Annotated in this window: 27 protein-coding genes; 12 read left to right on the top strand and 15 right to left on the bottom strand. The window is 64.9% G+C overall.

The window, feature by feature from the left end; genetic code table 11:
- Positions 1-2: 2 nt before the first annotated feature.
- Together kynU and kynB are read right to left on the bottom strand one after the other, a co-directional pair.
- On the bottom strand, positions 3-1,253 hold the full coding sequence (gene kynU / locus F6X40_RS20370) for a kynureninase (protein ID WP_187628996.1): 1,251 nt from the start codon (positions 1,251-1,253) through the stop codon (positions 3-5).
- Positions 1,240-1,944 carry an arylformamidase gene (kynB, locus tag F6X40_RS20365; protein ID WP_187628995.1) on the bottom strand — a complete coding sequence of 235 codons (705 nt, stop codon included), beginning with the start codon at positions 1,942-1,944 and terminating at the stop codon, positions 1,240-1,242. The genes kynU and kynB overlap by 14 nt, the downstream gene beginning before the upstream one ends.
- Positions 1,945-2,074: 130 nt before the next feature.
- Here kynB and F6X40_RS20360 point away from each other — a divergent pair, with 130 nt between their 5' ends.
- Complete coding sequence (locus tag F6X40_RS20360) at positions 2,075-2,590, top strand: Lrp/AsnC family transcriptional regulator (protein WP_013090375.1); 516 nt, start codon at positions 2,075-2,077, stop codon at positions 2,588-2,590.
- Between the two features lie 79 nt (positions 2,591-2,669).
- Here F6X40_RS20360 and F6X40_RS20355 read toward each other — a convergent pair whose 3' ends face one another.
- Both F6X40_RS20355 and F6X40_RS20350 read right to left on the bottom strand, forming a co-directional pair.
- Entirely contained in the window at positions 2,670-3,179 is a 510-nt protein-coding gene (locus F6X40_RS20355) for a flavin reductase family protein (RefSeq protein WP_090801653.1), read from the bottom strand.
- A 51-nt stretch (positions 3,180-3,230) separates the two neighbouring features.
- Positions 3,231-3,479 carry a hypothetical protein gene (locus tag F6X40_RS20350; protein WP_187628994.1) on the bottom strand — a complete coding sequence of 83 codons (249 nt, stop codon included), beginning with the start codon at positions 3,477-3,479 and terminating at the stop codon, positions 3,231-3,233.
- A gap of 199 nt (positions 3,480-3,678) precedes the next feature.
- On the opposite strand from F6X40_RS20350, the gene msrA reads away from it, so the two are divergent.
- Positions 3,679-4,218, top strand: coding sequence for a peptide-methionine (S)-S-oxide reductase MsrA (gene msrA, locus F6X40_RS20345; protein ID WP_187628993.1), 540 nt, complete (start codon positions 3,679-3,681; stop codon positions 4,216-4,218).
- 63 nt (positions 4,219-4,281) lie between these two features.
- Here msrA and F6X40_RS20340 read toward each other — a convergent pair whose 3' ends face one another.
- The 3 genes from F6X40_RS20340 to pdxH all read right to left on the bottom strand — a co-directional run bounded on the left by F6X40_RS20340 (position 4,282) and on the right by pdxH (position 7,721).
- Positions 4,282-5,619, bottom strand: coding sequence for a DUF72 domain-containing protein (locus F6X40_RS20340; RefSeq protein ID WP_187628992.1), 1,338 nt, complete (start codon positions 5,617-5,619; stop codon positions 4,282-4,284).
- A gap of 96 nt (positions 5,620-5,715) precedes the next feature.
- A complete protein-coding gene (locus F6X40_RS20335; protein ID WP_187628991.1) occupies positions 5,716-6,930 on the bottom strand; it encodes an SAM-dependent methyltransferase in 1,215 nt (404 codons plus the stop codon).
- Positions 6,931-7,079: 149 nt separating this feature from the next.
- Positions 7,080-7,721, bottom strand: coding sequence for a pyridoxamine 5'-phosphate oxidase (gene pdxH / locus F6X40_RS20330; protein WP_090801646.1), 642 nt, complete (start codon positions 7,719-7,721; stop codon positions 7,080-7,082).
- A gap of 266 nt (positions 7,722-7,987) precedes the next feature.
- Here pdxH and tcdA point away from each other — a divergent pair, with 266 nt between their 5' ends.
- Entirely contained in the window at positions 7,988-8,845 is an 858-nt protein-coding gene (gene tcdA / locus F6X40_RS20325) for a tRNA cyclic N6-threonylcarbamoyladenosine(37) synthase TcdA (RefSeq protein ID WP_184066406.1), read from the top strand.
- A gap of 68 nt (positions 8,846-8,913) precedes the next feature.
- Here tcdA and trxA read toward each other — a convergent pair whose 3' ends face one another.
- Together trxA and F6X40_RS20315 are read right to left on the bottom strand one after the other, a co-directional pair.
- On the bottom strand, positions 8,914-9,762 hold the full coding sequence (gene trxA, locus F6X40_RS20320) for a thioredoxin (protein WP_090801643.1): 849 nt from the start codon (positions 9,760-9,762) through the stop codon (positions 8,914-8,916).
- Between the two features lie 95 nt (positions 9,763-9,857).
- The gene (locus F6X40_RS20315; RefSeq protein WP_184066403.1) at positions 9,858-10,733 is read right to left on the bottom strand and encodes a pirin family protein; all 876 of its coding nucleotides are present in this window, start codon (positions 10,731-10,733) and stop codon (positions 9,858-9,860) included.
- 165 nt (positions 10,734-10,898) lie between these two features.
- On the opposite strand from F6X40_RS20315, the gene F6X40_RS20310 reads away from it, so the two are divergent.
- Positions 10,899-11,780, top strand: coding sequence for an EamA family transporter (locus F6X40_RS20310; RefSeq protein ID WP_187616365.1), 882 nt, complete (start codon positions 10,899-10,901; stop codon positions 11,778-11,780).
- An 82-nt stretch (positions 11,781-11,862) separates the two neighbouring features.
- On the opposite strand, the gene F6X40_RS20305 is transcribed toward F6X40_RS20310, so the two are convergent.
- A complete protein-coding gene (locus tag F6X40_RS20305) occupies positions 11,863-13,470 on the bottom strand; it encodes an N-acetylmuramoyl-L-alanine amidase (protein WP_187628990.1) in 1,608 nt (535 codons plus the stop codon).
- The gene (tsaE, locus tag F6X40_RS20300) at positions 13,452-14,048 is read right to left on the bottom strand and encodes a tRNA (adenosine(37)-N6)-threonylcarbamoyltransferase complex ATPase subunit type 1 TsaE (RefSeq protein WP_187628989.1); all 597 of its coding nucleotides are present in this window, start codon (positions 14,046-14,048) and stop codon (positions 13,452-13,454) included. The genes F6X40_RS20305 and tsaE overlap by 19 nt, the downstream gene beginning before the upstream one ends.
- A 17-nt stretch (positions 14,049-14,065) precedes the next feature.
- On the opposite strand from tsaE, the gene queG reads away from it, so the two are divergent.
- The 3 genes from queG to xerD all read left to right on the top strand — a co-directional run bounded on the left by queG (position 14,066) and on the right by xerD (position 17,161).
- Positions 14,066-15,376 carry a tRNA epoxyqueuosine(34) reductase QueG gene (gene queG / locus F6X40_RS20295; protein WP_187628988.1) on the top strand — a complete coding sequence of 437 codons (1,311 nt, stop codon included), beginning with the start codon at positions 14,066-14,068 and terminating at the stop codon, positions 15,374-15,376.
- 364 nt (positions 15,377-15,740) lie between these two features.
- Complete coding sequence (locus F6X40_RS20290; protein WP_090801634.1) at positions 15,741-16,211, top strand: methylated-DNA--[protein]-cysteine S-methyltransferase; 471 nt, start codon at positions 15,741-15,743, stop codon at positions 16,209-16,211.
- On the top strand, positions 16,208-17,161 hold the full coding sequence (gene xerD / locus F6X40_RS20285) for a site-specific tyrosine recombinase XerD (protein ID WP_187628987.1): 954 nt from the start codon (positions 16,208-16,210) through the stop codon (positions 17,159-17,161). The genes F6X40_RS20290 and xerD overlap by 4 nt, the downstream gene beginning before the upstream one ends.
- A 33-nt stretch (positions 17,162-17,194) precedes the next feature.
- Here xerD and F6X40_RS20280 read toward each other — a convergent pair whose 3' ends face one another.
- Positions 17,195-18,757 (bottom strand): class I adenylate-forming enzyme family protein, encoded by a 1,563-nt coding sequence (locus F6X40_RS20280; protein ID WP_187628986.1) that lies wholly within the window; start codon positions 18,755-18,757, stop codon positions 17,195-17,197.
- A 151-nt stretch (positions 18,758-18,908) separates the two neighbouring features.
- On the opposite strand from F6X40_RS20280, the gene ybaK reads away from it, so the two are divergent.
- Positions 18,909-19,400 (top strand): Cys-tRNA(Pro) deacylase, encoded by a 492-nt coding sequence (gene ybaK, locus F6X40_RS20275; RefSeq protein ID WP_090801630.1) that lies wholly within the window; start codon positions 18,909-18,911, stop codon positions 19,398-19,400.
- Between the two features lie 142 nt (positions 19,401-19,542).
- A complete protein-coding gene (gene plsY, locus F6X40_RS20270; protein ID WP_187628985.1) occupies positions 19,543-20,178 on the top strand; it encodes a glycerol-3-phosphate 1-O-acyltransferase PlsY in 636 nt (211 codons plus the stop codon).
- 93 nt (positions 20,179-20,271) lie between these two features.
- Here plsY and F6X40_RS20265 read toward each other — a convergent pair whose 3' ends face one another.
- Entirely contained in the window at positions 20,272-20,757 is a 486-nt protein-coding gene (locus F6X40_RS20265) for a YajQ family cyclic di-GMP-binding protein (RefSeq protein WP_018421633.1), read from the bottom strand.
- A 241-nt stretch (positions 20,758-20,998) separates the two neighbouring features.
- Between F6X40_RS20265 and murB the strand changes: the two genes are divergently transcribed.
- Entirely contained in the window at positions 20,999-22,081 is a 1,083-nt protein-coding gene (gene murB, locus F6X40_RS20260) for a UDP-N-acetylmuramate dehydrogenase (RefSeq protein ID WP_262421492.1), read from the top strand.
- Positions 22,082-22,216: 135 nt separating this feature from the next.
- Here the strand turns inward: murB and argF are convergent, their stop codons facing one another.
- Positions 22,217-23,146: an ornithine carbamoyltransferase gene (argF, locus tag F6X40_RS20255; RefSeq protein ID WP_018421631.1), complete on the bottom strand. Its 930-nt coding sequence runs from the start codon at positions 23,144-23,146 to the stop codon at positions 22,217-22,219.
- Positions 23,147-23,651: 505 nt separating this feature from the next.
- Here argF and F6X40_RS20250 point away from each other — a divergent pair.
- On the top strand, positions 23,652-23,999 hold the full coding sequence (locus F6X40_RS20250; protein ID WP_008923011.1) for a DUF3579 domain-containing protein: 348 nt from the start codon (positions 23,652-23,654) through the stop codon (positions 23,997-23,999).
- Positions 24,000-24,156: 157 nt separating this feature from the next.
- Here F6X40_RS20250 and rpsT read toward each other — a convergent pair whose 3' ends face one another.
- Positions 24,157-24,435 carry a 30S ribosomal protein S20 gene (gene rpsT, locus F6X40_RS20245; RefSeq protein WP_027198671.1) on the bottom strand — a complete coding sequence of 93 codons (279 nt, stop codon included), beginning with the start codon at positions 24,433-24,435 and terminating at the stop codon, positions 24,157-24,159.
- A gap of 508 nt (positions 24,436-24,943) precedes the next feature.
- On the opposite strand from rpsT, the gene murJ reads away from it, so the two are divergent.
- Positions 24,944-26,494, top strand: a complete 1,551-nt coding sequence (gene murJ, locus F6X40_RS20240) for a murein biosynthesis integral membrane protein MurJ (RefSeq protein ID WP_187628983.1) — start codon at positions 24,944-24,946, stop codon at positions 26,492-26,494.
- The last annotated feature ends 2 nt before the right edge of the window (positions 26,495-26,496 follow it).

Here is a 26,496-nt window from a genome sequence, read left to right as displayed (position 1 = left end):
CCTCAGGTAACGGCGCCGCGCTGGGCGAATTCAGGGGCCCGCCAGGCCTCGCGGGTGAGCACGTCGCGCAAGATTTCGACGGCGTCCCATACGTCAACGAAGCGCGTGTACAGCGGCGTGAAGCCGAAGCGCAGCACGTGCGGCTCGCGATAGTCGCCGATCACGCCGTGCGAGATCAGCGCCTGCATCACCTCGTAGCCGTGCGGATGTTCGAAGCTCGCGTGCGAGCCGCGCTGCGCATGCTCACGCGGCGTCACGAGCTTCAGTGGAAATTCGCTGCAACGTGTCTCGACGAGTTCGATGAACAGATCGGTCAGCGCGAGCGACTTCTGGCGGACCGCCTGCATAGACGTTTGCAGGAACACGTCGAGCCCGCATTCGACGAGCGCCATCGACACCATCGGCTGCGTGCCGCACAGGTAGCGGCCCACGCCGTTGTCGGGCTGATACGTCGGGTTCATCTCGAACGGCGCGCGATGCCCCCACCAGCCCGACAGCGGCTGCGCAAACTCGTTCTGGTGACGTCTGGGCACCCACACGAACGCGGGCGAACCGGGACCGCCGTTCAGATACTTGTACGTGCAGCCGACCGCGTAGTCGGCACCGACGCCGTTCAGATCGACCGGCACCGCGCCCGCCGAATGCGCGAGATCCCACAGCGCGAGCGCGCCCCTGTCGTGAATCAGCTTCGTCAGCGCGGCCATGTCGTGCATGTAGCCGGTGCGGTAGTTCACGTGCGTGATCATCGCGATCGCGGTGTCCTCGCCGATCGCGTCGGGCAGTTCGGACGGATCGTCGACGAGGCGCAGCTCATAGCCGCGATCGAGCTGCTCGATCAGGCCCTGCGCGATATACAGATCGCTCGGGAAGTTCGAGCGCTCGGACACGATCACGCGACGCTTCGGATCGCGCGCATTGGCGAGCCGCACGGCGGCCGACAGCAGCTTGAACAGGTTGATCGAGATCGTGTCGGTAATCACGACTTCGTCTTCGGCCGCGCCGATCAGCGGCGCGAGCTTGTTGCCGAGTCGGCGCGGCAGCGCGAACCAGCCGGCATTGTTCCAGCTGCGGATCAGTCCTTCGCCCCATTCGGCGGCGATCACGGTCTGCGCGCGCTGCGCGGCGGCGGCCGGCGGCACGCCGAGCGAGTTGCCGTCGAGATAGATGGTCGTCGGCGACAGCGCGAACTGGTCACGCAGCGCTGCGAGCGGTTCGGCGCTGTCGAGCGCCACGGCTTCATCACGATGGTTCATAGTGGTTCGATGGGTTGGGTTGTCGGGTTGATCGCTCGCCGGGGAGCGTGGCTGAGCGCGAGCCGGGCAGTGCACGCAGCACCGCGCGCACCGGGCTCGCGTCGAGCGTGGTCAGCTTCAGCGGCAGCGCGATCAGTTCGTAGTCGCCGGGTTCGACCGCGTCGAGCACGATGCCCTCGAGAATCGCCATCCGGTGCGCGCGAATGCGGTGATGAGCGTCCATCGTCTTCGATTCCTGCGGATCGAGCGACGGCGTGTCGATGCCGAGCAGCGTCACGCCGCGCGCGGCGAGCAGGTCGACGGTCTCGGGCGCGACCGCGCAGAACGCACTATCCCACTCGCGCGTCGGCGCTTTTCTGTAAGTGTGCAGTAAGACTCGCGGCGGCAAATCGTCGAGCGAGCCGGCCAGATGTTGTGGCGTCACAACAGGCGACGCGCCGATACAGTCAATCACTCTGCATAAACCGAGATATGCGTCGAGCGGCACATTGCCGATCGCGGCGCCGTCGGCGTCGTAGTGCAGCGGCGCATCGGTATGCGCGCCGGTGTGCGGCGAGATCGTCAGACGCGCGACATTGACCGGCGAGCCAGCCTCCATGCGCCAGACGCGCTCGATGCCGACCGGCGTGTCGCCCGGCCAGACGGGCGTGGTGGTATCGACGGCGGGGGTGATGTCCCAGAGTGCTCGCATGACGGTGTCGACGGTTGGTGACTATCTCTAAATCATAGAGGTCAAGCTGTGAAATGTGATTGCGAAATAATCTCCTTAGCAGCCGTGTCTTGGAACATAATTTGAGTCAAACGGGAAAGGGAGACCGAATATGAACGCGATCTCGCTCGACGCCACCGATTGCCGTATCTTGACGGTGCTTCAGCAGGAAGGACGGATCAGCAATCTCGACCTGGCGGAGCGCATCTCGCTCTCGCCATCGGCCTGTCTGCGACGCCTGCGTCTGCTGGAAGAGCAGGGCGTCATCGAACACTACCGAGCGTGCCTGAACCGCGAAGTTTTGGGGTTCGAGCTGGAAGCGTTCGTGCAGGTATCGATGCGCAACGACCAGCAGAACTGGCACGAGCGCTTTGCCGAAGCGCTGCGCGACTGGCCAGAAGTGGTCGGCGCTTTCGTCGTGACCGGCGAAACCCACTATCTGCTGCGCGTGCTCGCTCACAACCTCAAGCACTATTCGGACTTCGTGCTCAATCGCCTGTACAAGGCGCCGGGGGTGATGGACATCCGCTCGAACATCGTGCTCGAAACGCTGAAGGAAGATTCGGGCGTGCCGGTGTCGCTCGTGAAGAAGAACAGCGGGCACGGAGCCACGCATAGCGACCGTTGAGGATGATGAGGGCGGGGCGCGCTGTTTTCGACGCGTCCGACCGACAGGCGCTACAGACGCCAGGGAAGCGCCGCGCCGCTCAAAGCGGCTTCAGGCCGTGGAACTGCGCGCTCTGGAACACGAGCGGCAGCATGTCCGCGGCATTTTCGTGCACACCGCAGCGCTCCACTTCGCCGACGAAAATCACGTGGTCGCCTTCCTCGTAGCGGCTGCGGTTATGGCATTCGAACCACGCGAGTGCGCCGTCGAGCACCGGCATGCCGCTGTCGCCCGCCGCGTGCGACACGCCTTCGAAGCGGTCGCCCTTCACGGTCGCGAAGCGCTTGCACAGATCGAGCTGCGTCGAGGCCAACACATTGATCACGTAGTGACTGTTGGCGCGGAACACCGGCATCGACGCGGAGCGCGTCGCGAGACTCCACAGCACGAGCGGCGGAGAAAGCGACACCGAGTTGAACGAACTGGCCGTGATGCCGATCAGTTGGCCGGACGCGGCGCGCGTCGTAATCACGGTGACGCCGGTCGCGAACTGGCTGAGCGCCTGTTTGAACGCGGACGGGTCGAAGTTGGGTGGGCTCGCGCGCTTCATCGGGGCGAGGCCCCCGTCGCGCGCCGTGTGAAAGACCGACTACGGCGCGAATCAAGGCGCGAATTGAAGCGTATACCCGCGCGGCGGGAAGCGGATGTTTCGAAAGTCATAGTGAAAATCGTTGATTTCCGCCAATTTTAACTGCAATCGCCGCGCGCGCCGCAGCACGATGCGTGCGGTGCGTGGCAGCCGGGCGGCTGGATCGGTGATCTCCTCGACGGGCTGCACCCGAAAATTTGCCGATCGTGCTGGATCGAGGCGCGGGCGCGGCGCTTGCGTGTGTGAGGCACGGTTATTCACCCGTTGCGTGCCGGCGTTTCTATACTCGATATCTGCACGGCCGGATTTGCGGTCATTGCGCGACGGGTGCCTGACTCGTGCCTGACTGCGCCTTTCGGAACGCGTTTTCGGCCATATATTCGGATGCGGTGGCAGATACGGCGGCGCTACGCAGGCCGGCTGCCGATCATGGTGTGAATCTGATCCTGGGGTGAAGCTTATGAACGAGACAGCAACGCTCGGCGGTGGATGTTTCTGGTGCCTCGAAGCGGTGTATCTGGGTGTCGAGGGCGTCAATGCGGTGGAGTCGGGTTATGCGGGCGGTCACACGCGCCATCCGAGCTACGAGCAGGTCTGCGACGGCGACACCGGTCACGCGGAAGTGGTCAAGATCGACTTCGATCCGGCCAAGATCAGCTATCGCGAGATTCTCGACATCTTTTTCGCGATCCACGATCCGACCCAGCTGAACCGGCAGGGCAACGACGTCGGCACGCAATACCGCTCGGTGATCTTCACGCATTCCGACGCGCAGCGCGAGACCGCGCTGCAGGCGATTCGCGAGATCGGCGAACAGCGCATCTACGGCGGCAAGCTCGTGACCGAGGTGCTGCCGCTCGGCGACAACTACTGGCCCGCCGAGGCTTATCACCAGAACTATTTCGCGCAGCATCCGAATCAGGGCTACTGCTCGTTCGTGGTAGCGCCGAAAGTCGCGAAATTCCGCCAGAAGTTCGCGCATCGGATCAAGGCGGGTTAGCGGCGCAGCGCGGGGATTGGAGTCGGCAACGGGCGGATGCGTGAGACCGCCCGCTGCTGTTCGTCACTGCGGTTCCTGTGCTCGCGATGGCACCTCGTCGCCGTTATCGCCGCGCCCCTGCGTGACACGCACGCAGGCTTCGACGATTTCTGCGGCCAGTTTCGCGCAGCTGAGCGGCGCCGATCCCTCCGCCTTGTTGTTGACCGCGATCATGACCGGCTGACCAGCAAGCGCGTAACGCGCGGCCAGTTCGGCGAGCGACGCGCGCGTCGCCGGATCTTCGTCGACGAGCCGGTTGAACGGCTCGTACTTCGCCTTCGCCTGTTCGTACTTGAAACCGCCGTGCAGGCTCCAGCGCACGATCAGCGGACCGGCCGGCTCGCCATCGAGCAGCGCGAGCGCCGCGGCCTGGCGCAGCGGATCGGGCATCCGCGCATGAATGCCGACGCAGTAGCGCACGCCAGCCGTCTTCAGCATGCGGATGAAGCGCGGCGTGAGCAGGCTCGCGTCGCGAATCTCGACCGCGTAGCAACTGCCGTCGGGCAGCCCGGGCAGCGCGTCGAAAAACTCTCCCAGTCGTTCGATGAATACCGCCGGCTGCGCGAGCATCTGATCCGGCAGCGGCGAGAACTGGAACACCAGCGCGCCGGCCTTTGCGCCGAGCCCTTCGAGGCAGGGCGTGACGAAATCGTCGATCGCCATCCGCGCGTTCAGGAAGCACGGGTTCAGCGATACCGGCTCGCCGCGCTCGGCGCGCACGGTGGCGTCGGTGATCGTCATCGGCGCCTTGACGATGAAGCGGAAGTGCTCGGGCACCTGCTGCGCGTAGCGCAGGTATTCGGTGACCGTCAACGCCTGGTAGAACGAGCGGTCGATGCTGACCGTCTTCAGCAGCGGATGTGCGCCGTACGCACTCAAGCCCTCGCGCGACAGTTTGCTGTTGCTGTAGTCGTCGCCGTAGACGATGCCTGTCCAACCCGGGAACGACCATGTCGACGTGCCGAGGTGGATCTGCGGCGGCAATTGCGCCGCGAGCGCGAGCAGCTCCGGCGACGGCGGTGCAGCGAGCACGGCGCGGCTGCGGCGCTTTTTCGGGGCGTCGGCGGAGGCCGGGGCGGAGTCTGGCTCAGGAGGGGGGCTGTCGGGCGGGGTGTCGGCTTCGAACAGCGACGCGGGGGCGTTGGATATTGCGGTCTTCGGCGCGCGCTTGTGCTCTGGCTGCGCGGCAGCGCTTGCGGCCGAATCGGCTTCACGTGCGGACATGGCCGGCGCTTCTGCCGCGGCCTCCATCGGCATCCCGAACAGATCGAACTGCTGCGTGGCCTGATGCGCCGCATCGTCCGCGCTGCCGTCCTTGCCGTTCAACGGCTCTTCAACGTCACTCGTCCTGCTCTGGTCCATCAATGTCCGGCCTGCTGTTCATCAGAATTACGCCGCGGCGCGCGCTCCATGCACGCCGCCGCGGCGCGACCGGTCACACACCAGGTCACAGCCGGGTCACAGCGGTTTTTCGTACATGTAGCGGCGCGACCACGGCAGGGTTTTCGCGCTGCGGCCGGCTTTGCGGCACACCACCTGGAAAATCGACACGTCGTCGTTTTCGAACGCATACGCGCAGCCGGCCAGATACACGCGCCAGATGCGGAATTTTTCGTCGTCGACGAGCTTGCGCGCCTGGTCTGCGTGGGCCTCGAAATTTTCCGCCCAGATGTCGAGCGTGTGCGCATAGTGACGGCGCAGGCTTTCGACGTCAACCGGTTCGAGCCCGCCGCGCTGCATCGCTTCGAGCGCGAGGCTGATGTGCGGCAGCTCGCCGTCCGGGAACACGAAGCGGTCGATGAACTCACCGCCGCCGAGCGCGGTTTCGCCGCTGTCGGCGTCGCTCGATGTGATGCCGTGGTTCATCGCGATGCCGTCGTCGGCGAGCAGATCGTGCATCTTCTGGAAATAGCCGGGCAGGTTCTTGCGGCCGACGTGCTCGAACATGCCGACGCTCGTGATGCGGTCGAACTGCCCCTTGATGTCGCGATAGTCCTGCAGGCGGATATCGATCTGGTTTTCGAGGCCCGCCGCTTTCACGCGCGCGGTGGCGAGATCGAACTGGTTCTGCGACAGCGTGACGCCGACGCACTTCGCGCCGAATTTCTGCGCGGCGCGCAGCACGAGCGCGCCCCAGCCGCAGCCGATGTCGAGCAGACGCTGCCCGGGCTGCAGCTGGATTTTGGTCAGAATGTGATCGATTTTCTTCAGCTGCGCGGTCGCGAGGTCTTCGGTGCCGGTCTCGAAGTACGCGCACGAGTAGACCATGTTCTCGTCGAGCCACAACTTGTAGAACTCGTTCGACACGTCGTAGTGATACTGGATCGCTTTCTTATCCGACGTCTTCGAGTGATTGAAGTAGCGCCGCACGCGCGCGAGCTTGCCGGCGCTCGTCACGGTGCTGCGCGCGAGCTGATAGCCGATATTGATGATGTCCGACAGCTTGCCCTCGATGTCGATCTTGCCTTTGACATAGGCTTCGCCAAGATTGTCGAGGCTCGGTTCGAGCAGATAGGGCAGCGCGGTTGCGCTCTTCACGTGTAGCGTGACCCGGGGCGCGGCGAACTGCCCGAAGTCGTGTTGCTGACCGTCCCACAGCACGAGGCGTGCGGGCAGGTTAGCTGTGGTTTTGACATCTTCAACCCACTGCGCCAGCTTTTTCTCCCAGAACATGTGATCTCTCCGTGTTCGTTGATTTAAAGCAAAGCTATGTGGATCGCGACACGGCGCGGCGCATTCCGCGGGCCGCGCAACGCAATCCCGCCGACGCGCGCCGCTACGTTGGCGCCGCCGCCGGCCTCATTCGTCCGGTTATCGACCGGTCAGGGCGACAGGCGTGCGATCAGCCAGTTGGCGCTTTCTTCCGCGCGCGTGTAAAGCAGACGATCGTGCAGCCGAGACGGCCGCCCCTGCCAGAATTCGATCGCGTCGGGCACCAGACGGTAGCCACCCCAGTGCGGCGGACGCGGAGGATTTTCGCCGTATTGCAGGCTGATTTCGCGTTCGCGTACTTCGAGCTGCGAACGGCTTTCAATCACCTGACTCTGATTCGATGCCCATGCGCCGATCCGCGAGCCGAGCGGACGAGACGCGAAATACGCGTCACTGTCTGCCTCGCTCGTTTTGACGACGCGGCCCTCGATGCGCACCTGGCGTTCGAGTTCGATCCAGTGAAACAGCAGGCTCGCGTAGGGGTTCACGTTCAGTTCGCGGCCCTTGCGGCTTTCATAGTTGGTGAAGAATACGAAACCGCGCTCGTCGACGCCCTTGATAAGCACGATGCGTGCCGAAGGCCGGCCGCGCGCGTCGACCGTGGCCAGCGTCATTGCATTCGGCTCGGGCAGCTTGGCGTCGATGGCCTGCTGGAACCACGTGTCGAATTGACGGAACGGATCGTGGTTGACGTCGGCAACGTCCAGTGAGCCCAGCGAGTAGTTTTTTCGAAGCTCGGCGAGTGAGATCATGTTCTTATGCGAACGCTACAGTGTGGGCCAAGTATAGCTAAGGCGTCAGGTTTTTGCGCGCGAGCGGAGCAACGTATGGCGCGGCGCATGTTGCGCCAGCGCAAGCCTGCAACATCGCGTCGCTGCTCGTGGTCCTGCGCGGCTGTTTTCACGTGTTCAGGCAAAATACGGGCTGCGCGCCCCATTTGCCAAAGCAATTTGCCCAGGCGATTTGCCAAAGCGCCGCCGCTTGCTTTGTTCCGCCTGTGTTTTCGAGCCCTGCCATCATGTCCAGCACCACCGCGCAATCCGATCTTACTACCAGCCTCGACGCGAACGAAACCGCCGACCGCGCGCGCCGTTTCGGCGGCATCGCCCGTCTGTATGGCGCGCCCGCGCTCGCCGCATTCGAGGGTGCGCACGTCGCGGTGATCGGCATCGGCGGGGTGGGGTCGTGGGTCGCGGAGGCGCTTGCGCGCAGCGCGCTCGGCACGCTGACGCTGATCGATCTCGACAACGTCGCGGAAAGCAACACGAACCGGCAGATTCACGCGCTCGACGGCAACTACGGAAAACCGAAGGTCGAAGCGATGGCCGAACGCATCGCGGCAATCAATCCGTACTGCGAGGTGCGGCTGATCGAGGACTTCGTCGAGCCGGACAATTTCGCGGCCACGCTCGGCGGCGGCTTCGACTATGTGATCGACGCGATCGACAGCGTGCGCACCAAGACCGCGCTGATCGCATGGTGCGTCGAGCGCAAGCAGCCGCTGATCACGGTCGGCGGCGCGGGCGGTCAGCTCGACCCGACGCGGATCCGCATCGACGACCTCGCGCTGACGATCCAGGACCCGCTGCTGTCGAAGGTGCGCGGGCAGTTGCGCAAGCAGCATGGCTTTCCGCGCGGGCCGAAGGCGAAGTTCAAGGTGAACGCCGTGTATTCCGACGAGCCGCTGATCTATCCGGAAGCGGCCGTCTGCGATATCGATGAAGAAGCCGAGCACGTGAGCACGTCGCCGGGGCATACGGGGCCGGTCGGCTTGAACTGCGCGGGGTTTGGCTCCAGCGTGTGCGTGACCGCGAGCTTTGGTTTTGCGGCCGCGGCGTACGTGTTGCGGGAGCTGGCGAAGAAGGCGACGGTTTAGGTGGCAGCCCGGGCGGCGGTTTCAACCGCGCTGACCCAGGCTGCCATCGGGCAAAACATCACAATCGATCAATACAACGACGCGCTCAGCCTGCGCCGCCACTGCGACACCAGCTCCGGCTGATGCGCGGCCAGATCGAACACCGACAACATCGTCTTGCGGCCGATATCGTCGCGGAACGCGCGGTCGCGTTGCACGATCGCGAGCAGATGTTCGAGCGCCTGCGCGTATTTGCGTCGCGCGATAAACGCATTCGCGAGATCGAAGCGTGCTTCGAGATCGTCGGGGTGGCCGGCGACACGCGCTTCGAGCGCATCGGTGGGCGGCAGGTCCGCGGCGGCGTCCACCGCGTCGAGCCGCGTCTTGATCGCGTTGAAACGCGCGTCGATGCCTTGCGTGGTTTTCGGCGACAGCAGATCGACTTCGTTGCGCGCCTCATCGATGCGGTTGTCTTCGAGCAGTAACTCGATGCGGTCCATGCGCGCGTCGTCGAAGCCCGGGTCGTAAGCGAGCGCCGCTTGCAGCAGGTCGTAGGCGTCGTCGCGGCGGCCTTCGGCGAGCGCGGTCTGCGCTTCGATGCGCGCGGCCGGCGCCCCTTGCGGCACGAGCCGGTCGAGGAACTCGCGCAGCTGCCCTTCCGTCAGCACGCCGACGAACTGATCGACGGCCTGGCCGTCGGCGAACGCGATCACGTGCGGAATGCTGCGCACCTGGAAGTGCGCGGCCAGCTCGTGGTTCTCGTCCACGTTGACCTTCACGAGCTTCCATTTGCCGGCGGCTTCGGCTTCGAGCTTTTCGAGCATCGGGCCGAGACTCTTGCAGGGGCCGCACCACGGCGCCCAGAAATCGACCAGCACGGGGGCCAGCATCGACGCCTTGATGACGTCCTGTTCGAAAGTGGCCAGAGTGGTGTCCATTGCGTCCTCGTCGATAGAAACGGTTTGTGAACAGGCGCTAGGTGGGGCCGAATCGCGCGAATTCAATGCGGTGATTCGCGCGCGGCCCGGCGCCGTCACTTGCGCTGCGGCAGCGGAATCCATTCGGTTTCGCCGGGCACGTGGCCCATTTCCTGATTGGTCCACGCGAGCTTCGCGGCTTCGATTTTCTCGCGCGAGCTCGCGACGAAATTCCATTCGATGAAGCGCTCGCCGTCGAGCTTCTCGCCGCCGAGCAGCATCGCGCGCGCGCCGTGCGTGCTCGCGAGCGTGACGGTTTCGTCGAGCGCGAGCACGGCCATCTGGCCCGCTTCGAGCGGCGTGCCGTCGATCTCCAGATCGCCTTCCACCAGATATACACCGCGCTCCTCGTGCTCCGGTTCGAGCGCGAACGCGCTGCCCGGCGTGAAGTCGGCGGCGACGTACAGCGTGCCCGAAAACGTCGCGACCGGCGACACCGCGTCGAACGCGGTGCCCGCGATCACGCGCAGCGTCACGCCGTTGCGCTCGACGACCGGCAAGGTCGCCGCCGCGTGATGCGCGAACGACGGCTCGGCGTCTTCATCGGCGAGCGGCAGCGCGACCCAGGTCTGGATGCCGTGAATCGTCTGGCCGCGCGCGCGGTCTTCCGGCGGCGTTCGCTCCGAATGGACGATGCCGCGCCCGGCCGTCATCCAGTTGACGTCGCCGGGGACGATCTTCTGCTCGGAGCCGAGGCTGTCGCGATGCATGATCGCGCCGTCGAACAGATAGGTGACGGTCGCGAGGCCGATATGCGGATGCGGGCGCACGTCGAGGCCGCTGCCGGGTTCGAGGGTCGCGGGGCCCATGTGGTCGAAGAAAATGAACGGGCCGACGAGGCGCGCCGCCATCGCGGGCAGCACGCGCCGCACGGTCAGATTGCCGATGTCGCGTAAGTGCGGTTTGAGGACGGCTTTGATCGAGGAAGTCATGGGCAGGCTCGACGGGAAAGTGAAGGAGAAGGCTCGAATGGTCGATTCTACTGCGCGTCGCGCGCGGCCGAGGCATCGGCGCACGCTCGCCATGAGCGGGCGCACCGAAGCGAATTTGCGGCCTCCGTTACACTGCCAGATCGAACCATTTCTTTGGAGACCCGGATGTCGCCCAGGGACTTGCTGCTCGCGCTGATCGTCGTGCTCGCGTGGGGCGTCAATTTCGTCGTGATCAAGGTCGGCCTGCACGGCGTGCCGCCGATGCTGCTCGGCGCGCTGCGCTTTACGCTCGCTGCGGTCCCGGCGGTGTTTTTCGTCAAGCGGCCGCAGATGCCGTGGCGGTGGCTGTTCGCCTACGGCGCGACGATCTCGTTCGGGCAATTCGCGTTCCTGTTCTCGGCGATGTACGTCGGCATGCCAGCGGGGCTTGCATCGCTGGTGCTTCAGGCGCAGGCGTTTTTCACGCTGATCTTCGCGGCGCTGTTTCTGCACGAGCGCTTCCGTTTGCCGAACGTCGCGGGTCTGCTGATCGCCGCGGCGGGGCTTGCGGTGATCGGCCTGCAAGGCGGCCACACGATGTCCGTCGCTGGTTTCCTGCTGACGCTGTGCGCCGCGTGCATGTGGGCACTCGGCAACATCGTTACGAAGAAGGTCGGCAAGGTCGATCTGGTCGGACTCGTCGTGTGGGGGAGCCTGATTCCGCCGCTGCCGTTTTTCGCGGCGTCGTTCGTGTTCGAAGGGCCGCGCGAGATCGCCGCCGCGCTGACCGGTATCAGCGCGCTGTCGATCTTCGCGATCGTCTATCTGGCGTTTATCGCGACGCTGCTCGGCTATGGCTTGTGGAGCCGTCTGCTGTCGCGCTATCCGGCGAGCCAGGTCGCGCCGTTCTCGCTGCTGGTGCCAATCGTCGGACTCGCGTCGGCGTCGCTGCTGCTCGGCGAGCAACTGTCTGCGATGCAGGTGGCGGGCGCGTTGCTCGTGATGGCGGGGCTCGCGGTCAACGTGTTCGGCGGCTGGGTCGTGCAGCGCTTGATACCGGCACGCTGAGCAACCGTTGCGCCACGGGTTGCGAGCGTGAACAACAAAGCGGCCGGCGGGCCGTTTTGTGATTGCTTCGTGTGTGCCGACATCACGTCATGCGGCTCTTTGCGAGCGGCGGATTCGCCGCGAAATAGCGCTTGATGCCGGTCAGGATCGCGCTGGCCATCTTGTCGCGATACGCGTCGTCGTTGAGGCGGCGCTCTTCGTCCGGATTGCTGATGAACGCGGTCTCGACGAGGATCGACGGAATGTCCGGCGCCTTCAGCACCGCGAAGCCGGCCTGCTCGACCGAGCCCTTGTGCAGCTTGTTGATGTCGCCGATCTCTTTGAGCACGAAGTTGCCGTAGCGCATCGAGTCGCGAATCTGCGCGGTGGTCGACATGTCGAACAGTGCGCGGTTCACGGTGGCGTCGTCGGACTTGATGTTGATGCCGCCGATCAGATCCGACGAGTTCTCCTTGTTCGCCATCCAGCGCGCGGCCGCGCTCGACGCGCCGTGCTCCGACAGCGCGAACACCGAGGAGCCCTTCGCCTCGGGCGTCGTGAACGCGTCCGCGTGGATCGACACGAACAGGTCCGCGCCGACGCGGCGCGCTTTCTGCACGCGCACGTTCAGCGGCACGAAGAAGTCGGCGTCGCGCGTCATCATCGCGCGCATGTTCGGCTGCGCGTCGATCTTCGCGCGCAGCTTCTTCGCGATGTCGAGCGCGACGTGCTTCTCGTATGTGCCTGCGCCGCCGATCGCGCCCGGGTCCTCGCCGCCATGACCCGGATCGATTGCGACGGTGAGCAGTCGCACGGTGTTGCTGCGGCTCGACTTCGGTGTGGTGAATGCGTAGGTGTCGCCGCTGTCGCCGAGGTTGTCGTTGTTGCTGTCGAGACCGCGTGCGGTGCTGTTGCTGTTGGCGTTGCCACCCTTGTTGCGCGCCAGTGCGGCAGGCGGCGCGGAGGGCGCGGACGGCGCCGCCTGCCTGCCGGCAATGACCGGCGCGGACGGCGCCGTCGTGCCATGCGTGGGCGGATGCGGTACGCCCGCGGCGCCATTGCCCGCGCCACCGTTCTGCGCGTAGTGCTCGAAGAACGCTTCGCTGTTGTCGACGGGCGGCGCCGTGCCGGGGCCGGCAAGCGTCGCGGGCGGCGCGCTGTTTTCTTCGTTGAGCGCCTGCTGCTTGCGCTCGGTCTGCGCGAGCAGGTCCATCAACGGATCGGGCGCGACAGCCGGATACAGGTCGAACACGAGCCGGTACTTGTACGCGCCGACCGGCGGCAGCGCGAACACCTGCGGCTTCACCGAGCCCTTCAGGTCGAACACCATGCGCACCACGTGCGGCTGATACTGCCCGACCCGCACCGACGAAATCTGCGGATCGTTTGGTGTGATCTTCGAGACCAGCTCCTTCAGCGCCTGATCGAGGTCGAGGCCGTTCAGATCGACGACGAGCCGGTCCGGTCCCTGCAGCAGTTGCTGCGTGTTCTGCAGCGGCTGATCGGATTCGATCGTCACGCGCGTGTAGTCGCGCGCGGGCCACACGCGCACGCCGAGCACCGAGCTCGCAAACGCGAGACGCGGGGCGACGAGGCCGAGCACCAGCGTCGACGCACCGGCGCGCAGGATCTGCCGGCGCCGCCAGTTATGCGTTGCGCCCGCCGCCGATTCGATCGAATGGAATGGTTTGATTAACATCTTTCGAGACATGCCTTTCCTGATTCGCTATAAGCGCGTGCGACGAGTACCCGTGCGTCCGCGTTTGCGTCTGTGTTGCCGACGAGCCCGAGCGAGAAGACGAGATCCGGCACGCCGAGCAGCGGTCCCGCGCGTTGCGGCCATTCGACGAGGCAGACCGCGCCGCTGTCGAAATATTCGCGAAAGCCCGCGTCGGCCCATTCGGCCGGATCGGTGAATCTGTACAGATCGAAGTGATAGAGCGCGAGTTCCCCGGCGGGCCGCTCGAGCACATACGGTTCGACGAGCGTGTAGGTCGGACTGCGCACGCGGCCGGTGTGGCCGAGGCCGCGCAAGGTCGCGCGCACGAGCGTGGTTTTGCCGGCGCCGAGGTCGCCGACCAGTTGGACTTGCAGGCCGTGGAACGCGAGGCTGCTTACAGCGCCAGGCTGGGCTGGCTGTGCCTGATGCGAGGCCGCGCGCACGCTTTCGATCGCCTGTGCGAAGCGCGCGCCGAACGCCTGCGTGGCGGCTTCGTCCGCGAGCGCGAAAGAGCGTTCGAGCAGCACGGGAGCGGACGGTAGGGGCGCGTGATCGGGATTGACAGGCATTCTCGTAAAATGGCGTGATGAACCGAAGTCCGAAGTCCCCTGTTTCCTGCACGCCCGCATCGGCCGATGATGCCGTGCGAGCTTCTGGCGCAACGTCCCGTTTCGACGAGGCGGCGCTTCGTGCGCTCGCGCTCGACATCAAGACGTGGGGCCGTGAACTCGGTTTCGGGGCGATCGGCATTAGCGATACCGATCTGTCGGCCGCCGAAGCGCCGCTTGCAGCGTGGCTCGAAGCGGGTTGCCACGGCGAGATGGATTATATGGCCAAACACGGCATGAAACGCGCGCGGCCGGCCGAGCTTGTGGCCGGCACGCGACGCGTGATCACCGCGCGCATCGCCTATTTGCCTGCGCAGACGCTGGGAGCAGAGGCGGCTGAAGGGGCGCATGAAGGGAGACATGAAAGCGCGCCTGAAAGCATGCCGCAAGACGTAACGCAACCCGTCTCACGCGCGACACTCCGCGCGCGCGACTGGCGCGCGGCCGAGCACGCGCGGCTCGCGGACCCGTCGACGGCGGTCGTGTCGATCTACGCGCGCGGCCGCGACTATCACAAGGTGATGCGTCAGCGCCTGCAACAACTGGCCGACCGGATCGAAGCGGCGATCGGGCCGTTCGGCTATCGCGTGTTCACCGATTCGGCGCCGGTGCTCGAAGTCGAGCTCGCGCAGAAGGCCGGCATCGGCTGGCGCGGCAAGCACACGTTGCTGCTGCAGCGCGACGCCGGCTCGCTGTTTTTCCTCGGCGAGATCTATGTCGACGTCCCGCTGCCGACCGACGCCGAAACCTCACCCGAGGCCGCGCCCGAAACGCCGGGCTCGCATTGCGGCAGCTGCGCGCGCTGCATCGGCGCCTGTCCGACCGGCGCGATCGTCGCGCCGTACAAGGTCGACGCGCGGCGTTGCATCTCGTATCTGACGATCGAGCTGAAGGGCAGTATTCCGCTCGAGCTGCGGCCGCTGATCGGCAATCGGGTGTACGGCTGTGACGATTGCCAGCTCGTGTGTCCCTGGAACAAGTTCGCGCAGGCCGCACCGGTCGCCGATTTCGACGTGCGGCACGGGCTCGATCGCGCGTCGCTGGTCGAACTGTTCGCGTGGAGCGCCGAGGAGTTCGATACGCGCATGCAGGGCAGCGCGATTCGCCGCATCGGCTACGAGAGCTGGCTGCGCAATCTCGCGGTCGGCATGGGTAACGCGTTGCGCGCCGCGCCAGGAAGTCTCGACCTCGATGCCCGTGGCGCGATCGTGCTGGCTTTGAGGCAGCGAGCCGACGATCCGTCGGCGGTCGTGCGCGAGCATGTGGAGTGGGCGCTCGAAGCGGCGTAAAGTCGTGGCAATTCGGTGCCGGCAATCTGGCACGCTAGGGTCTGTTTACATATGGAACGCACGTGCGGATGCCCGCTATCGGCCGTCCCCCAAGGGGACTTCCTTCGGGGCGCAGGGCAAGGAGCAAGGAGCGCTGCGTGGCCGCGCCACGTGAGCGACGCGCGACGCCGCCATGCGGCCGATAGCGGGCATTCCCCTAGAATGAAATTCAGAACTGGGGTTGCCGCGAGAAGGGCCGCTCGCTGCGTCATGCTCCTTGCGAATACGTCGAGTATTCGCGGCGTCGCAATCCTTGCGAGCGGCCCTTCTCGCGGCAACGCACGTGCGTTCCATATGTAAACAGACCCTAGAGGAGCAGGCAGTCATGTTCAACGCAGTGATCGATGCGCCGTTCGGCAAGATCGGCATCCGGCTCGAAGGCGAAGCCGTGCGCGAGATCGTCTATCTGCCCGACTCGACGCCCAACGTCGCGCCCGACACGCCGCTCGCACGCGAGGTGGCCGAACAGATCGAGCGTTATTTCGAGCACGCGTCAGCGAAATTCGAGCTGCCGCTCGCCGAGTGCGGCACCGCGTTCCAGCGGCGCGTGTGGCAGGCGATCAGCGACATCCCGCCCGGCGTCGTGCTGACTTACGGACAACTCGCGAAGCAGCTCGGCAGCGTGCCGCGCGCGGTCGGCCAGGCGTGCGGCGCCAATTTCTTTCCGATCGTGATTCCGTGTCACCGCGTGGTGAGTTCGAGCGGCATCGGCGGCTTCGCGCACGATGGCGGCGACGGCTTCTTCCGCAACGTGAAGCGCTGGTTGCTCGCGCATGAAGGTGTGCCGTACGTATGAGCACGAGCACCACCAATACCGCTGTACACGTCGAAGACACAGCCGCCGCATCACCGCTGCTGCTGACCAGCTCCGCATCGATCGACGCCTTCTGCGACGCGCTGTGGCTCGAGCATGGCCTGTCGCGCAACACGCTCGACGCGTATCGCCGCGACTTGCGGCTCTTCTGCGAATGGCTCGCGCACACGCGCAATGCTTCGCTCGACACCGCGAGCGAAGCCGACCTGAGCGCCTACAGCGCGGCGCGGCAAAAGGACAAGGCGACCTCGGCGAACCGCCGGCTGTCGGTGTTTCGCCGCTATTACGCGTGGGCGGTGCGCGAGCATCGCGCGGCCGCCGATCCGACCTTGCGCATCCGCTCGGCGAAGCAGCCGCCGCGATTTCCGTCGACGTTGAGCGAGGTCCAGGTCGAAGCGTTGCTCGGCGCACCCGACATCGACACGCCGCTCGGCTTGCGCGATCGCACGATGCTCGAGTTGATGTACGCGAGCGGCTTGCGCGTGACCGAACTGGTCACACTGAAAACCGTCGAGGTGGGACTCAACGAAGGCGTCGTGCGCGTCACTGGCAAGGGCTCGAAGGAGCGGCTGGTTCCGTTCGGCGAAGAGGCGCACGCGTGGATCGAGCGCTATCTGCGCGAGGCGCGCCCGGCGCTCCTCGGCCCGCGCGCGGCCGATGCGCTATTCGTGACGACACGCGCGGACGGCATGACGCGCCAGCAGTTCTGGAACATCATCAAGCGACACGCGCAGGCCGCGGGCGTCCATGCGCCGTTGTCGCCGCACACGCTGCGGCACGCGTTCGCGACTCATCTGCTCAATCACGGCGCGGATCTGCGCGTCGTGCAATTGCTGCTCGGTCACACCGATATTTCGACGACGCAGATCTACACGCACGTCGCGCGAGAGCGGCTGAAATCGCTGCATGCGCAGCATCATCCGCGCGGGTGAGCACGACGTGAAGCGCGCGGGTGCCCGCGCGCTTCACACGACCTCGCGTAACCGGTGCTTGAGAATCTTGCCGGTCGATGCGGCCGGCAGCGCCGCGAGCACCTTCAGCTCGGCTGGCCGCTTATACGGCGCGAGCCGCTCGCCGCACCACGCGATCAACTCCGCGGGCGTGACCGTCGCGCCGGAAACCAGTTCGACGAACGCGATCACCTCCTCGTTGCCCTCGACCGCGCGTCCGATCACCGCCGACTGCACGACCTGCGGATGCGCGTTCAGCACGTGCTCGACCTCGGCCGGATACACGTTGAAGCCCGAGCGGATGATCAGCTCCTTGCTGCGCCCGACGATATGCAACGCGCCGTCCGCGGCCTGCCGCGCGAGGTCGCCGGTCTTCAGCCAGCCATCCTCGGTGACGGTCGCGCGGGTCTGCTCGGGGTTGCGGTAATAGCCGAGCATCACGTTCGGCCCGCGCACCCATAGCTCGCCGATCTCGCCCGGCGCGGCGTCGGCGCCGTCGAGCCCGACGAACTTCACTTCGACGCCCGGAATGACTTCGCCGACCGAGCAATCGGCGCGCGGTGCGTCGACCATCGTCTGCGACACGGTCGGGCTGCTTTCGGTCATGCCGTAGCCGTTGTGCAGCGGCAGACCGTACACGGCTTCGACCTGCGCCTTCAGCGCGGCGTCGAGCGGCGAGCCGCCCGAGTACGCGAAGCGCAGTCGCGGCGCGGACCATGCGTGGCCGTGCGTGTGCAGATGTTCGAGCAGCTTCGCGTGCATCGCCGGCACGCCCTGGAAGATCGAGACGTGCTCGGTGGCGAGGGCGAGGCGCACCGCTTCCGGCACGAAGCGCGGCGCGAGCCGCAACGTCGCGCCCGCATGCAGGCTGCCGAGGCACACCGACGCGAAGCCGTACACATGCGAGATCGGCAGCACCGCATAGACGACGTCGTCGGGCTCGACCTGGCGCAGCCGGCTCGACACGGCCGCGATGTACAGCAGATTGCGATGCGACAGCATCACGCCTTTCGGCGTGCCGGTGGTGCCGGTCGTGTAGATCAGCGCCGCGCATTGGCGGTCGCTGGCGGCTTCGTCGGCTTCGGCTTGCACGCTGCTGTCCACCGCATACGACCATGCGCCGATGTCCGGCGACAGCGTGGGTGCGTGCGTCGCTCGATGCCGCTCAGCATGCTGGCGCGCGTCGGGCGAGCTTTCGAGCGCATACGCGATAACGCGCGGTTGCGCATGCGCGCGGATCGATTCGAGTTCGGCGGCCGACAGTCGGGCGTTCGACACGAGCGCCCACGCCTCGAGCTTCGCGGTCGCGAACAGCAGCACGATTTGCGCGATGCTGTTCTCCGCGACGATCATCACGCGATCGCCGCCGCGCACGCCCCAGTCGCGCAGCAGCGCGGCGGCCGCATCGACGGCCTCGCGCAGTTGCGCGTTGGTCAGGCGGCGCGCATCTTCGATCAGCGCGACATGCCGCGGATCGCGTGCGGCGGCGAGCGCCGGAATGTCGCCGATGCGCGCGGGCAGGGCGGCGAGCAGCGCGGGGATATCGATCGTGGAACGGATGGATGAAGCCTGCTTCAACACTGTCTCCTCTTTACCAATTCGTGGCCCTGCGCGCAGTATCTCGCAACGCGCCGGCATATTTTCGAACGATCGTGCCACAAGTGTCGAACCCGCACAATTGGCCATCCGGCAAATAGCCGTTGTGCAAACTCGCCATTACAATGCGCCGATGAGCAAATCCAGACATGTGTCGGAAACACCCGCCACGCAGCTGCTGCGCCGTCACGGCGTCACGTTCGGCGAGCATCCTTACGACTACGTCGAGCATGGCGGCACCGCGGAATCGTCGTGCCAGCTCGGCGTCGACGAGCATCACGTCGTGAAGACGCTGGTGATGGAAGACGAGCACGCGAAGCCGCTGATCGTGCTGATGCACGGCGATCGCACCGTCAGCACCAAGAACCTCGCGCGGCAGATCGGCGCGAAGCGCGTCGAGCCGTGCAAGCCCGAGGTCGCGAACCGGCATTCGGGTTATCTGATCGGCGGCACGTCGCCGTTCGGCACGCGCAAGCAGATGCCGGTGTATGTCGAGTCGACCATTCTCGAGATGGACAAAATCTGGTTGAACGGCGGGCGGCGCGGCTTTCTCGTCAGCATCGAGCCGAAGGTGCTCACCGATCTGCTCGCGGCAAAGCCGGTGCAATGCGCGAGCGTGGACTGACGCCGATGAGCGGGTTGACGTTTGCCTGAATGTTTTTCGCGCGGACGCGTTCGGTAAAATGTGCGCCGCCCTGATTCGACGGGCATGCCCTGTTGCGGTTGGGGTATCGAATGTCAGACCGCGATCCTTATAAGAGTCCCAGATGCAAAACCTGATCGTCGCTGTCATTGCCTATCTGATCGGTTCGTTGTCGTTTGCCGTGATCGTGAGCGCCGTGATGGGTCTCGACGACCCGCGCTCGTACGGCTCGGGCAACCCGGGCGCCACCAACGTGCTGCGCAGCGGCAGCAAGAAGGCCGCGATTCTGACGCTGATCGGCGACGCCTTCAAGGGCTGGTTGCCGGTATGGCTGGTCGTGCATTTCGGCGCGCGTTACGGGCTCGACGAGCGCGCGATCGCGATTGCGTCGCTTGCGGTGTTTCTCGGTCACCTGTATCCGATTTTCTTCCGCTTCAAGGGCGGCAAAGGCGTCGCGACCGCCGCGGGCGTGCTGCTCGCGATCAACCCGACGCTCGGCGTCGCGACCTTGCTAACCTGGCTGATCGTCGCGTTCTTTACGCGCTACTCGTCGCTCGCGGCGCTGTGCTCGGCGCTGTTCGCGCCGCTGTTCTACGTGTTTCTGTTCGGGCCGCGCATCGTCGCGCTCGCGGTTCTGGTGATGAGCCTGCTGCTCGTGTGGCGGCATCGCGGCAATATTGCGAAGCTGATGCGGGGGCAGGAGAGCCGTATCGGCGACAAAAAGAAGGCAGCCGGTCCGGCGGCGGGCAACGATCTTTGAAGTGGGCTGAGCGCTTCGCCCGGCCCGATGGCCCGATGCGAAGCGCTTCCGGGTCCGCGTGAGGCTCGTTGCAAGCCAGGCGCGTCGTGCCGCTTAGTCGCGGAAGTTGTTGAAGTCGAGCGGCGTGTCGGTCACGTCCTTGCGCAGCATCGCGATCACGCTTTGCAGATCATCGCGCTTCGCACCGGTGATGCGCACCGCATCACCCTGAATGCTCGCCTGCACCTTGATCTTGCTGTCCTTCACCAGACGCACGATTTTCTTCGACAGATCGCCCGAGACGCCCTTCTTGATCTTGATGACCTGCTTGACCTTGTCGCCGCCGATCTTCTCGATCTTGCCGTAGTCGAGGAAGCGCACGTCGACGTTGCGCTTGGCCATTTTCGACAGCAGCACGTCCTTCACCTGGCCGAGCTTGAAGTCGTCGTCGGCGTACGCGGTGATTTCGTTTTCCTTGTGTTCGACGCGCGCGTCGGACCCCTTGAAGTCGAAACGCGTCGAAATTTCCTTGTTGGACTGCTCGATCGCGTTCTTGACTTCGATCATGTTCGCTTCGCAGACGACGTCAAACGATGGCATTGCTTTCTCCCAATAGTGCGGCAGTGCGCGACACAGCCGGTCGGCTGAGCGCGAGGCACTCGCTATAATCACGGACCGGACGTCATTTTACCGACGCCGCTCTCTTTTGCCCAAGGCCGCCGCGCGGCGTCGCGACGGCGGGCGATCCCGCGTCGGGCGGCGCCGCTCGTGTCGTCAGGCGCGTCGTTGGTTGTTTTTGTCGTTTCCTGTCGCTTCCCGTCGTTGCCCTGTTGCCATTCCGATGTCCCAATCCGCTCTTGCCGCTCCCGCCGTCGCGTCCCTCATGGCCGGCTATCCGCTGAAGGCCCACAACACGTTCGGCTTCGACGTACGCGCGCAGTTCGCGTGCCTGATCGAGCGTGAGGAACAGTTGCTCGCCGCGGTGCGCGATCCGCGCGTCGAGGGCCTGCCGCGCCTCGTGCTGGGCGGTGGCAGCAACGTCATGCTGACCGGCGACTTCGCCGGGCTCGTACTGCTGGTGGCGCTGCGCGGGCGCCGCGTGGTGCGCGAGGATCAGGATGCGTGGTATGTCGAGGCGGCTGGCGGCGAGCCGTGGCACGAGTTCGTCGCGTGGACGTTGGCGCAGGGCATGCCCGGCCTCGAGAATCTCGCGCTGATACCTGGCACGGTCGGCGCGGCGCCAATCCAGAACATCGGCGCGTACGGGCTCGAAATGTGCGAACGCTTCGCGTCGCTGCGGGCGATCGAGCTCGCGACCGGCGAGGCCGTCGAACTCGACGGCGATGCGTGCCGGTTCGGCTATCGCGACAGCCTTTTCAAGCGGGAAGGGCGCGAGCGCTTCGTGATTGCGTCGGTGACGTTCCGTTTGCCGAAGGCGTGGCAGCCGCGCGCGGGCTACGCGGATCTCGCGCGCGAGCTGGCGGCGCGCGGTCATGCGGCGAGAGCTGGCCAAGCCGAGGGTGCGGCCGCGCAGCCGACCGCGCAAGCCATTTTCGATGCGGTCGTCGCCGTGCGGCGTGCGAAGCTGCCCGATCCGCTCGAACTGGGCAACGCGGGGAGCTTCTTCAAGAATCCGGTAATCGATGCCGCCCAGTTCGAGGCGCTGAAGCGTCGCGAGCCGGAAGTCGTGTCGTATGTGCAAGCGGATGGGCGGGTGAAGCTGGCGGCCGGCTGGCTGATCGACCGATGCGGCTGGAAGGGCCGCGCGATGGGCGCGGCGGCCGTGCATGAGCGACAGGCGCTGGTGCTGGTGAATCGCGGTGGCGCTAGCGGCACGGAAGTGTTGGCGCTGGCACGGGCGATCCAGCACGACGTGTTCGAGCGATTTGGCGTGGAACTGGAGGCGGAGCCAGTTTGCCTGTGAGCGGCAGTTCTCTCTTTTCGCGCTGAGTTGCCCCGCGGAGCGTCGCCGCCGACGAATGCAAAAGGCGCCGGGAGTTTCCTCCCGGCGCCTTTTTTGTGCCCGCGGTTCCGGCGCGTGTATGGACCAGCGGCTCGCTCAGTGATTGAGCTTGCCGAGCAGCAGGTATTCCATCAACGCCTTCTGCACGTGCAGACGGTTTTCCGCCTCATCCCACACGACGCTCTGCGGTCCGTCGATCACTTCCGCGCTGACTTCTTCGCCGCGATGCGCGGGCAGGCAGTGCATGAAGAGCGCGTCGGGATTCGCGCGCGCCATCATGTCGGCGTCGACGCACCAGTCTGCGAAGGCCTTCTTGCGCGCTTCGTTCTCGGCCTCGAAGCCCATGCTGGTCCACACGTCGGTGGTGACGAGATCGGCGCCCGTGCAGGCTTCGTTCGGGTCGTCGAATTCCTCGTAGAACGACGCGCTTTCCGCCGCGACGAGCGCGCGGTCGAGCTTGTAGCCGGGCGGCGTGGACAGGCGCAGCCTGAACCCGAGAATCTGCGCGGCTTCGATCCACGTGTACAGCATGTTATTCGCGTCGCCGACCCACGCGACCGTCTTGTCGCGAATTGGACCGCGATGCTCGAAGTACGTGAAGATGTCTGCGAGCACCTGACACGGGTGGTATTCGTTCGTGAGCCCGTTGATCACCGGCACGCGCGAATTCTCGGCGAAGCGCTGGATGATGTCCTGGCCGAACGTGCGGATCATGATGATGTCGACCATGCGCGAGATGACCTGCGCGGCGTCTTCGATCGGCTCGCCGCGGCCGAGCTGCGTGTCGCGCGTGCTCATGAACACGGCGTGGCCGCCCAGCTGGAAGATGCCGGCTTCGAACGACAGGCGCGTGCGTGTCGAATTCTTTTCGAAGATCATCGCCAGCGTGCGGTCATGCAGCGGGTGATAGGTCTCGTAGTTCTTGAATTTGCGTTTCAGGATGCGCGCGCGCTCCAGCACGTACTCGTAGTCTTCCAGCGAGAAGTCCTTGAACTGCAGGTAGTGGCGAATTTTCTTGGCGGTCATGAAACAAATACGGCGGTCTCACCCGGCAGGGTTGCCGGACTGCGCCGCCGTCGGTGTGGTGGTAACTCCATGCAGCATAAAGGATTTCGCCTCGTTTGACGAGTCGGCGGGAAGGCGCCGCAAGCGATTCGAAAGCGTCGTATCGGGCTTCGCGGGGTCATCGGAAGGCGCTTGTGTGCGCTGCGGAAAAGGGCCCGCTGCGCTATAATCTGCCGGTTATCCCAAAGCCCAGCAGGCCGGCGTTTCGCATGAAGAAACGCGGCTCGCGCGGCGCGGAAAGCCTGTCAAGGCGTGGCCGTCATGACAGACGCCAGAGCGGTTCAGCCGGTTCGCCGCAGCGGTTCTCGTGGTGCGGTTCGTCATTGTTGCGTTAGCGCCAGATCCCACGCACGTCGCAGGTGGCTGCAAGCGCTTGCCGTACATGCCGCTTGCGGTGAGTTCGAGCGTACAACTGGCGTCGCCGGTTGGTCGTCATTCCGCTGGGCAGTCACACAGGTATTTCTACATGGCCGAAGCAGCTCCAATCGAATATTTCATTCAGGGCATTACGTCGACCGGAAAAAAATTTCGGCCGAGCGACTGGTCGGAGCGGCTCGCGGGCGTCATGTCGTCGTTCGGGCCCGGCGTGAGGAAGGGGCCGAACGCCTATATGCAGTACTCGCTGTACGTGCGGCCGACCATGATCGGCGACCTCAAATGCGTGATTCTCGATTCGCGGCTGCGCGACATCGAACCAATGGCCTTCGATTTCGTTATGAACTTCGCGAAAGACAACGACCTGCTGGTCACCGAGGCGTGTGAACTGGAACTCGAGCATGCGCCTGCGCCGCAAGCCAAACGGCACGTCATCTGATGTAAGTCGACCGGATCGGCAAAAGCAAAAAAACAAAAACCCGCAAGCAGCGGGTTTTTTTGTGGCTGGCAATTGAACCAAAACAAAAAAGCCCGCCAAAGCGGGCTTCTTGTGCAGCGGAAACAGGAGGTAGCCCGCCGAAGCGGGCCGACCGGAATTACTGCGCTGCGGGCGCTTGCAGACCCTTGACGGCTGCAGCGAGGCGGCTCTTGTTGCGAGCTGCCTTGTTCTTGTGAACGATGTTCTTGTCGGCGATGATGTCGATGGTCTTCGACGATGCCTTGAAGATTTCGGCGGCCTTAGCGTGATCGCCTGCGTCGATTGCCTTGCGGACAGCCTTGATAGCCGTGCGGAACTTCGAGCGCAGTGCCGAGTTGTGCGAGTTTGCCTTCGCGGCCTGGCGGGCGCGCTTGCGTGCTTGTGCGGAGTTAGCCATGACGGTTCCTTATCCTGTTCCTGTTTCCAGTACCCAGCCTTCAATGATGAGGCGAGGTGCTGCTTCTCGATCCGAACCCTTGGAAGCGATTGCCCAAGGGCGCAAAAGTGTCGAAAAAATCGATCGAACTACGCGAAGGCGGGCCCGTGTTTCAAGGCATCCGGATGTATTGACAGACGGCGCTGCGCCAACCTGAGAACCGCGTCCGAAGACCATTCGAAAACTGAGCAAGCTTCGAAACCGACGATTATAGCAACAAAATCAGGCACGTGACAACGGAAAACACGCGCCGGCGCCACGATGACCGGAGCGGCGTCATGTCGGCGCGTATGTGCTGGCCCTCCTGCGAGGGCACCGATGGAAGGCGGGGGCGCTGCCGGGAAGACCGCAGAAAACAGAAAAAATCGCGCTTTCCGGTCGATCGCGGCGAACGTCCGCGTGGCAAATCGGTCCGAATCGCGTTCTGGCTCGTCGCCCGCATTGGCGGGACCCGTATAATAAGCGCCCCATGAATCTATTACGAGCCCTGCTGACGGTCAGCGGCTTCACGCTGCTGTCGCGCGTGACCGGACTGGCCCGTGAAACGTTGATCGCCCGTGCGTTCGGCGCCAGTCAATACACCGACGCTTTCTACGTCGCCTTTCGCATTCCGAACCTGCTGCGTCGCATTTCCGCCGAAGGCGCGTTCTCGCAGGCCTTCGTGCCGATCCTCGCGGAGTTCAAGAACCAGCAAGGCCACGACGCCACCAAGGCGCTCGTCGACGCGACCTCGACCGTGCTCGCGTGGGCGCTCGCCGTGCTGTCAGTGATCGGCGTGGTCGGCGCGTCGGGCGTCGTGTTCGTCGTCGCGTCGGGCCTCGCGCACGAGGGCCACGCGTACCAGCTTGCGGTCGCGATGACGCGCATCATGTTCCCATACATCATTTTCATCTCGCTGACGTCGCTGGCGTCGGGCGTGCTGAATACGTACAAGAACTTTTCGTTGCCCGCGTTCGCGCCCGTGCTGTTGAACGTCGCGTTCATCGTCTCCGCCGTATTCCTCGCGCCGCGCCTGCAAACGCCGGTCTATGCGCTCGCCTGGGCAGTGATCGTCGGCGGCGTGCTGCAATTCGTCGTGCAACTGCCGGGCCTCAAGAAGATCGACATGGTGCCGCTCATCGGCCTGAACCCGCTGCGCGCGCTCGCGCATCGCGGCGTAAAGCGGGTGCTCGCGAAGATGGTGCCGGCGATGTTCGCGGTGTCGGTCGCGCAGATCAGCCTGATCATCAACACCAACATCGCGTCGCACATCGGCCCCGGCGCGGTGTCGTGGATCAACTACGCCGACCGGCTGATGGAGTTTCCGACCGCGCTGCTCGGCGTCGCGCTGGGCACGATCCTGCTGCCGAGCCTGTCGAAAGCGCACGTCGATGCCGACTCGCATGAGTATTCGTCGCTGCTCGACTGGGGACTGCGCGTCACGTTCCTGCTCGCCGCGCCGAGCGCGATCGCGCTGTTCTTTTTCGCCCAGCCGCTGACAGCGGTGCTGTTCAACTACGGCAAGTTCGACGGCAATGCGGTCGTGATGGTGAGCCGCGCGCTCGCCGCCTACGGAGTCGGCCTGATCGGCCTGATCCTGATCAAGATCCTCGCGCCGGGCTTTTACGCGAAGCAGGACATCAAGACGCCAGTGAAGATCGGCATCGGCGTGCTGGTCGTCACGCAGTTGAGCAACTACGCGTTCGTGCCGGTGTTCGCGCATGCGGGTCTCACGCTGAGCGTCGGGCTCGGCGCTTGCGTCAATGCGTTGCTGCTATTCATTGGTCTGCGCAAACGTGGCATTTATATGCCGTCGAGCGGCTGGCTCAAGTTTTTCGTGCAGTTGCTCGGGGCGTGCCTCGTGCTCGCCGGCGTGATGCGCTGGCTCGCGATCAGCTTCGACTGGATCGGCATGCATACCCAGCCGGTCAGCCGCATGGTGTTGCTCGGTGCGTGTCTCGTGCTGTTCGCCGCGCTGTATTTCGGTATGCTTTGGCTGATGGGCTTCAAGTACGCGTATTTCAGAAGGCGAGTGAAGTGATC

The sequence above is a fragment of the Paraburkholderia sp. UCT31 genome (assembly GCF_014397655.1).
GTDB lineage: Bacteria > Pseudomonadota > Gammaproteobacteria > Burkholderiales > Burkholderiaceae > Paraburkholderia > Paraburkholderia tuberum.
This window is presented reverse-complemented; position numbering and strand designations above follow the sequence as displayed.

What these genes read in the sequence shown, in the direction of transcription:
- kynB (WP_187628995.1), bottom strand. Translation starts at nt 1,944, where the DNA reads ATGCGAGCACTCTGGGACATCACCCCCGCCGTCGATACCACCACGCCC.
- F6X40_RS20340 (WP_187628992.1), bottom strand. Translation starts at nt 5,619, where the DNA reads ATGGACCAGAGCAGGACGAGTGACGTTGAAGAGCCGTTGAACGGCAAG.
- tcdA (WP_184066406.1), top strand. Translation starts at nt 7,988, where the DNA reads ATGTCCAGCACCACCGCGCAATCCGATCTTACTACCAGCCTCGACGCG.
- F6X40_RS20290 (WP_090801634.1), top strand. Translation starts at nt 15,741, where the DNA reads ATGTTCAACGCAGTGATCGATGCGCCGTTCGGCAAGATCGGCATCCGG.
- F6X40_RS20355 (WP_090801653.1), bottom strand. Translation starts at nt 3,179, where the DNA reads ATGAAGCGCGCGAGCCCACCCAACTTCGACCCGTCCGCGTTCAAACAG.
- pdxH (WP_090801646.1), bottom strand. Translation starts at nt 7,721, where the DNA reads ATGATCTCACTCGCCGAGCTTCGAAAAAACTACTCGCTGGGCTCACTG.
- F6X40_RS20335 (WP_187628991.1), bottom strand. Translation starts at nt 6,930, where the DNA reads ATGTTCTGGGAGAAAAAGCTGGCGCAGTGGGTTGAAGATGTCAAAACC.
- F6X40_RS20265 (WP_018421633.1), bottom strand. Translation starts at nt 20,757, where the DNA reads ATGCCATCGTTTGACGTCGTCTGCGAAGCGAACATGATCGAAGTCAAG.
- F6X40_RS20250 (WP_008923011.1), top strand. Translation starts at nt 23,652, where the DNA reads ATGGCCGAAGCAGCTCCAATCGAATATTTCATTCAGGGCATTACGTCG.
- argF (WP_018421631.1), bottom strand. Translation starts at nt 23,146, where the DNA reads ATGACCGCCAAGAAAATTCGCCACTACCTGCAGTTCAAGGACTTCTCG.
- rpsT (WP_027198671.1), bottom strand. Translation starts at nt 24,435, where the DNA reads ATGGCTAACTCCGCACAAGCACGCAAGCGCGCCCGCCAGGCCGCGAAG.
- F6X40_RS20360 (WP_013090375.1), top strand. Translation starts at nt 2,075, where the DNA reads ATGAACGCGATCTCGCTCGACGCCACCGATTGCCGTATCTTGACGGTG.
- F6X40_RS20315 (WP_184066403.1), bottom strand. Translation starts at nt 10,733, where the DNA reads ATGACTTCCTCGATCAAAGCCGTCCTCAAACCGCACTTACGCGACATC.
- kynU (WP_187628996.1), bottom strand. Translation starts at nt 1,253, where the DNA reads ATGAACCATCGTGATGAAGCCGTGGCGCTCGACAGCGCCGAACCGCTC.
- ybaK (WP_090801630.1), top strand. Translation starts at nt 18,909, where the DNA reads ATGAGCAAATCCAGACATGTGTCGGAAACACCCGCCACGCAGCTGCTG.
- murB (WP_262421492.1), top strand. Translation starts at nt 20,999, where the DNA reads ATGTCCCAATCCGCTCTTGCCGCTCCCGCCGTCGCGTCCCTCATGGCC.
- queG (WP_187628988.1), top strand. Translation starts at nt 14,066, where the DNA reads ATGAACCGAAGTCCGAAGTCCCCTGTTTCCTGCACGCCCGCATCGGCC.
- plsY (WP_187628985.1), top strand. Translation starts at nt 19,543, where the DNA reads ATGCAAAACCTGATCGTCGCTGTCATTGCCTATCTGATCGGTTCGTTG.
- murJ (WP_187628983.1), top strand. Translation starts at nt 24,944, where the DNA reads ATGAATCTATTACGAGCCCTGCTGACGGTCAGCGGCTTCACGCTGCTG.
- msrA (WP_187628993.1), top strand. Translation starts at nt 3,679, where the DNA reads ATGAACGAGACAGCAACGCTCGGCGGTGGATGTTTCTGGTGCCTCGAA.
- F6X40_RS20305 (WP_187628990.1), bottom strand. Translation starts at nt 13,470, where the DNA reads ATGTCTCGAAAGATGTTAATCAAACCATTCCATTCGATCGAATCGGCG.
- trxA (WP_090801643.1), bottom strand. Translation starts at nt 9,762, where the DNA reads ATGGACACCACTCTGGCCACTTTCGAACAGGACGTCATCAAGGCGTCG.
- F6X40_RS20310 (WP_187616365.1), top strand. Translation starts at nt 10,899, where the DNA reads ATGTCGCCCAGGGACTTGCTGCTCGCGCTGATCGTCGTGCTCGCGTGG.
- tsaE (WP_187628989.1), bottom strand. Translation starts at nt 14,048, where the DNA reads ATGCCTGTCAATCCCGATCACGCGCCCCTACCGTCCGCTCCCGTGCTG.
- xerD (WP_187628987.1), top strand. Translation starts at nt 16,208, where the DNA reads ATGAGCACGAGCACCACCAATACCGCTGTACACGTCGAAGACACAGCC.